Here is a 6,224-nt window from a genome sequence, read left to right on the forward strand (position 1 = left end):
GCTGTACATCAAACTGTAAAACATCACGATCCCATGGCTGATCTGTGACCGCTATCATTCTTTCGTATGCGACAGAACTACCTGCTGGTAACACCTGCTGCCTAGCGGTTTCCCAATTATCCTTAAGTTGTTTCAGGTCAGCTTTTTTCTGTGGGTTACACAAATTTCCGATTTTGGCCGAAGCTTGGGTAATGTTATTAATTTTGTCCTGAATATCGCCAATATCGAAAAGGTGCGCAATCTGGCCCTGTCTGTCTTTTTCCTTTTTTTTTAACAACCGGGTATTTTCTTCCTGCTCGACATAATGGAATAATTCAAAATCGCGCTGATACTGATCACCAAGTAACGCAGAAAGATAAGTTTCTTCCTGTGAAATGGCCTCATCCCGCTCCGCTCCGAAGTCTACCAGTTCATAAAGAGGAAGCCTTAAATCAGTTACACCACTATGCTCGTCCAGTACAGCTTTACTCGCTGCTCTCTCAAGGAAACGGCTCTGCTCATTAACTACAATCTCTGCACGAATTGAAAGCCAGTCATTTTCCCTTGCTTGTTTGAACAGCCAGGGGCAGCCTGGTTTCAGGCTACGTCGATCTACTGTCAGCTCTTCAAGCTCAATATAGCGACGGATTTTTCCTGTCAGCAGGAGTTCCAGTGCATCAAAAAATGATGATTTTCCGAAACCGTTGGGGCCATCAAGAACGACGAGATGATCACTTTCGAGGGTTAACTCAATCTTTTCAAAAACCTTGAAATTACGTACTTCTAGACGCTTAACGATCAATTTCATAGCCTGCCTCAGACAATTTCTCATCCATGAAGGTCAATAAATCTTCTGGCATCACATTCGGCGATGCGATCTGATTTGCTAGAGAGTCAATAGCCGAATCTGTTGCAACCAATACACCAGAATTAGCTGTACGCTGGATTTTTTCCTGAATATTTCGCTCGAGGCTGGCTAGATCGGAATTATCCGAACTATTAACTGCGATAAAAGGAAGCTTAATTGCAAGCCTGTATAATAAGCTTTGCCAGCCTCCTTCTAGGTAGTGTGATTTATATTCAGTAAATGTGCTAGGTGCGGTAATTGATTCACGAAAAACAGTTGTAAAGCCTTGAGTGGCAATCTGTTGACGTAGTGATTCCAGTTCTTCGGTGGTGTAAGGAAGCACGTGCTTTTTAAAGAAGTAGCTGTCTTCTTCTATATGATGAACTCGTTTATTGGCGAGCACACTGCTGCTGTCAGTATTCCAGACAATCAATAAGTTAATATTTTTCTCAAGAGCAGGATCGGCTGTGGCATTTTTACATTTACTTAACCATCCAGCTTGGATTTTAGGAGTAATTATTGGTTCGTCATGAATTACCAGCCAATAATTTGTCTTTCCAGGAGTACTGTATTCGTATAATGCCAAGTCAGTGGAGGTCTTACGCGCCATTCCTTCTGACGCCAATAATTGCTCAATTAGGTTATGCATCTTTTAGACTCTCAGGTACATTGTTTAAAGATACCATCGCTATCTTCTTATAATTCCCGATGCGATTTTCTCTCAGTAACTCATGTTCAGCGGTGTCTACACCTTCTGTGGCATCGATACCAACCATGACATTCGAGATTGATGGCCTGTCTATAGCGCTAGTGATGAGTGCACCGCACTCGAACAAACATTCCACGTCTTCACTGAGTGCTTGTTGCATGATGTCGTAACAGATACTTTCCTGATGCTCTGCAGCGTGGTGGATACCTGTTGGATAGTAGAAAAGCCCGTCATCTAGCCACGAGAATGCGACATCAGAACCATCATTACGTGCAGCCTGAACTAGTTTCCAGAAAATCATAAACATCCCAAGTCGCATTGCATCACGATCAAGTGATTGGTCCTTAAATTCACTAAGTGTTTTAAAACGTCCCTTTTTATGCGGCATAGTTGCTCGCAGGAATGACTTCATTCCCTCAACCTTCAGCGCAGTAATAGCAGCCAGATAGTCATCCAGCTTTTGGCATGTTGCTTGGGAGAGGCCGTCCTGGCGTTCACAAAACTCTTGGTAGTATGTACCGATATCAATCTGCAGACGACTAAGGAAGAATACCTCATTCTCAAACTGAGCATAATCATCTGCTTCGATTACACCATACAGTTCTGAAAAGTCGATGAATTCGCTGGCAGCTATTACGGCCTGATGACATGTGGAACTGTGTATTTTGCTATGGGTCATAACGACCTTCGAATTCACTATTGCTTCAAGCGTATTCTGAATACTCGCGACAATTGAATTTTTCCAAGCGGGTTGCCGTGCAACATTAGTAAGCAGGCTGGAGAGTTCATTCCGAATAAATATGTCCACTTGATTCAGCGGGCAAAACAATTGTGTGATATTCCCGGCAACATCAGGAGGAATGGGATAAGTATAAAATCTCACTGGTCCATAGTCAGCCTCAAATGTTGCCGGGATATTCGTTACTGCGCGTGCAACATGAAAATAAGCGAGTGGCACTCCCCGTTGTCTCGCATTATCCCGTTGGGTCGTGATGCCAACGTTGTAGGCAGAAAATCGCGTGTCCTTGTACGCTTTGACCTGATGCATTGACAGGCATTGCTGGTGACGAAAAATTGCGAAATCATCCTGACTTTCTAATTGTAGTTTCAAATCCCGGTTCGCTTCATAATCTGAGGACATCATCTTCAAACAATGGTACAGCGCCAGCTTGCCCTGATAGACAAATCCACTCCACGTAGAAATAGCTGTGTGTGGAAAAACTTGAGGAGCTACTGCCATGAGATCCCTTATCACTTTAGATTCGCATCAATCGGGAAATTCTCAGCACGGAGACTCTTCCCATCTACTAGCAATTTTAAGTATATAGCCTATTGATATATAAAATACTCTTAGAATCTTCAAGAATGTTGATTTACTCCCTAGATTTACATGTTTGTTGCTTATCATATGCTTGCACTGAATCTTCGTTGGTTTGGTCAGTGCCAATGTAGTGGCACACTGAATTTGGCCACCTGAATAGAGGTGATATCATCACCTCACAGTAAAAACAGGTGACATTATGACCGGACGTAACAGACGCAATTTTAGCCCCGAGTTTCGCCTCGAAGCTGCCCAGCTTGTACTCGATCAGCATTACACCGTTGCCGCCGCTGCTACGGCAATGAACGTCGGCAAATCCACAATGGACAAATGGGTTCGACAACTGAAAGAAGAGCGAGCGGGAAAATCACCCACTGCTTCACCCATGACACCTGAGCAGATTGAAATACGCGAGCTAAAGAAAAGACTTCAACGCGTTGAAATGGAAAGGGATATATTAAAAAAGGCTACCGCGCTCTTGATGTCAGACTCCCTGAACAATTCTCATTAGTTGAGAAACTCAGGGCGCGGTTTCCTGTTGCCGTTGTGTGCAACGTGTTTGGGGTTCATCGCAGCTGTTATAAATACTGGCGGCAGCCCAGGAAGCCTGACGCCACGAGAGTGGCATTACTGAGCCTTGTGCGTGAAGTTTATCGCGAAAGTAACGGCTCAGCAGGAGCGCGAAGCATTGCCGCGATGGTCACCACCAAAGGTATAAAACTGAGCCGCTGGCGGGCAACAAAGCTAATGAAAGCGCTCAATATTATCAGCTGTCAGCAACCTGGCCATCGTTATAAGAAGGCGTCTAAGGAACACATTGAGATCCCTAATTATCTGGATCGCCAGTTTGCTGTTACCGAGCCTAATCAGGCCTGGTGCGGTGATGTGACTTATATCTGGACGGGAAAACGCTGGGCTTATCTGGCTGTAGTACTCGATTTGTTTTCCCGTAAACCGGTTGGCTGGGCGATGTCATTTTTCCCTGATTCAGCACTGACAGGTAAAGCCCTGTCGATGGCCTGGGAAGCACCGGGAAAACCGGCTAATTTACTGTATCACTCGGATCAAGGCAGTCACTATACCAGCAGGAATTTCAGGCAGTTACTGTGGAGATATCAGATAAAGCAAAGTCTGAGTCGCCGGGGAAATTGCTGGGATAACAGCCCAATGGAACGGTTCTTCAGAAGTCTGAAAACAGAGTGGGTACCGGATAATGGCTACGCTAATTTTAGCCAAGCCAGCACGGCAATAACGAATTACATCACAGGATATTACAGCCAGCTCAGACCTCATCAATATAATGGTGGTTTGACGCCGAATGAATCAGAAAGATTGTTTTGGAAAAACTCTAAAGCCGTGGCCAGTTTTTGTTGACCATATATGGACGCCCCGGGTGTTACAAGTACTGGTTCGATACGGTTTGCGACCATATATCCGGCGTCGTTAGTGGGTTAATTTACCCGCGCCATGATGTTATCCGAGCCCTGTTTCCTTATCACTACACCGGTATATGATTACCCAGGTCAACTTCAGGCTGTTACAGGGACGGTAGCCGTTTTCTCATCAGTGCCTGCAAACTCAGTTAAATAAGTTTCTGTAAATTGCTGTTTTTAGCTAATTCATCGCAACGGCCTTCTGCATATTAAAATCAACCCCATCTGTCAGCACACGCCAGATAATTCTCGTCAGTTTATTCGCCAGTGCAACCGTGGTTTTCAGGAACCCCCGACGAGCTTCAAGCCTTTGCAGCCAAAGGCCCAGACTGTCATCGCGCTTTTTCATACAGCGCATTACAGACCGTGCTCCATGGATGATTAATGTTCTGAGACTACGATTGCCATTTTTTGTCACGGAGGATAATCGTTGCTTGCCTCCCGAACTGTGCTGCCGGGGAACCAGGCCACACCAGGCGGATAACTCTCTGCCGTTGGAAAATTGCCCTGCATCCACTTCACTGATAAACGCTGCCGCGATGAGCGGGCCGACTCCCGGAATAGTTAACAACTGGCGATAGGCAGCTTGTTGTGAAGACAATGCAGCAATTTCCTTATCCAGTCCGGTGACGCGTTCATTCAGCGCCTGCATGTCTTCCCGCAATGTAGAAAGTAAACGGCGGACAGTGAACGTTAACTCATTCGACGCGTCTTCCATCAGTTCAGGCAGGTGCTGCTGGAGGCACTGTATCCCGACAGGGATAATGAGACCATATTCAGCGAGCAGAGAACGAAGCTGGTTAGCCAGCGCCGTTCTTTGCTCAACCATGAGCTGACGGGTATTTCGCAGCGCTTTGATATCCTGCTGCTCAGCAGTTTTGACCGGAACAAAGTGGATGCCAGGGCGGAGTGCTGTTTCACAAATCGCCAGCGCATCATTAGCATCGTTTTTCTGGCTTCTGACAAAGGCTTTAACGTGCTGGGCAGGTATCAGTCTGACGTTGTATCCCATCGTTCTGAAGGTTCTGCCCCAGAAGTGCGAAGTAGAGCATGCCTCCATCGCGATAAGCGTTCCGGGCTCGAAGTGTCGAACGCAATCCAGCAATTTTGAACGGGAGATCTTCTTGTTATATGCAATTGAACCATCAACCATCCAGACGCATACCTGAAAAACAGATTTGGCAATGTCGATACCAACAACTCTGATTGTGTTCATGTGATATCACTCCTGAATTAATTGCAGTCAATAGAGTATGGCACTGGCTACTTCAGGGAGGGGCGTCCATAACATCACTACAACTTACAGAATGAAGTAAAACAAAGCTTTCATCTTTTGTTAGCATCTGCTTTCCTGCGGATATCAATCATCCTGACATACATCTCTCTCAATTCATTATTCTGCTTGATTACCATTTCCTTGGGCAAGGATGCACGCTCATTATTCCATTCATTAACGATATCCTCGCACGCCTTATAAGCATCATTAACAATATTCTCAGCAGGAATCGTCGTGTTGATATATGGAATAGTATGTTTGTTCAGGCATATAGAGATGGGCGGACCATAATCATGGTCTTCGGCATGGAGCGGAAGAGCGAAAAGCAATGTAAACAGTGTCATAAATCTCATTTTCATTTTCCCCTGTAGCCACAATGTGGCCAGAAACGCCTGTCCTCTGCGATAATATCGATTTTATGATGAACCGTTAGTCGCTGAAGAAAGTTATTATGCATATGCTATGACGGCTTACACAATACCCGCCAAGTGACAGCCATCCTATATCAGGATCAGCTTGTGAAAGTTACAATGTCCGCTTCACGCCCTGAGACATTCGACAAGCTTTTTATGGCTTCAGTAAGGGCGAGTGTCGCGCTTCGAGAGCCAGCAAATACTTTGCTTCATCGTACTGGGTTCTGGTCTTCCAGCAGCGGTAAA

At 45.4% G+C, this 6,224-nt stretch carries 6 protein-coding genes; 1 reads left to right on the plus strand and 5 read right to left on the minus strand.

Translation table 11 applies throughout. From position 1 onward, the window contains the following. From J1785_RS04360 to J1785_RS04370, 3 genes are all read right to left on the minus strand, one after another. Positions 1 to 787: ATP-binding protein (locus tag J1785_RS04360; RefSeq protein WP_217218896.1), on the minus strand; the 787-nt coding region annotated here is incomplete at its 3' end. Beyond that, a complete protein-coding gene (locus J1785_RS04365) occupies positions 771 to 1,475 on the minus strand; it encodes an ABC-three component system middle component 1 (RefSeq protein WP_217192168.1) in 705 nt (234 codons plus the stop codon). The genes J1785_RS04365 and J1785_RS04360, both read right to left, overlap by 17 nt. Next, on the minus strand, positions 1,468 to 2,775 hold the full coding sequence (locus J1785_RS04370) for an ABC-three component system protein (protein ID WP_217192169.1): 1,308 nt from the start codon (positions 2,773 to 2,775) through the stop codon (positions 1,468 to 1,470). The genes J1785_RS04365 and J1785_RS04370 overlap by 8 nt, the downstream gene beginning before the upstream one ends. A 280-nt stretch (positions 2,776 to 3,055) precedes the next feature. Here J1785_RS04370 and J1785_RS04375 point away from each other — a divergent pair. Then, positions 3,056 to 4,230 (plus strand): IS3 family transposase gene (locus J1785_RS04375; RefSeq protein ID WP_217192170.1). Its coding sequence is split into 2 segments (ribosomal slippage): positions 3,056 to 3,314 and positions 3,314 to 4,230, totalling 1,176 coding nucleotides; the frame shifts between segments, so codons are not numbered across the junction. A gap of 240 nt (positions 4,231 to 4,470) precedes the next feature. Here J1785_RS04375 and J1785_RS04380 read toward each other — a convergent pair. Together J1785_RS04380 and J1785_RS04385 are read right to left on the minus strand one after the other, a co-directional pair. Further along, a complete protein-coding gene (locus J1785_RS04380) occupies positions 4,471 to 5,505 on the minus strand; it encodes an IS110 family RNA-guided transposase (RefSeq protein ID WP_013576221.1) in 1,035 nt (344 codons plus the stop codon). A 110-nt stretch (positions 5,506 to 5,615) separates the two neighbouring features. Continuing rightward, positions 5,616 to 5,918, minus strand: coding sequence for a hypothetical protein (locus J1785_RS04385; RefSeq protein ID WP_217218897.1), 303 nt, complete (start codon positions 5,916 to 5,918; stop codon positions 5,616 to 5,618). Positions 5,919 to 6,224: the final 306 nt, after the last annotated feature.

It is taken from the genome of Rahnella perminowiae, assembly GCF_019049755.1.
In the GTDB taxonomy this organism is placed as follows: domain Bacteria; phylum Pseudomonadota; class Gammaproteobacteria; order Enterobacterales; family Enterobacteriaceae; genus Rahnella; species Rahnella perminowiae.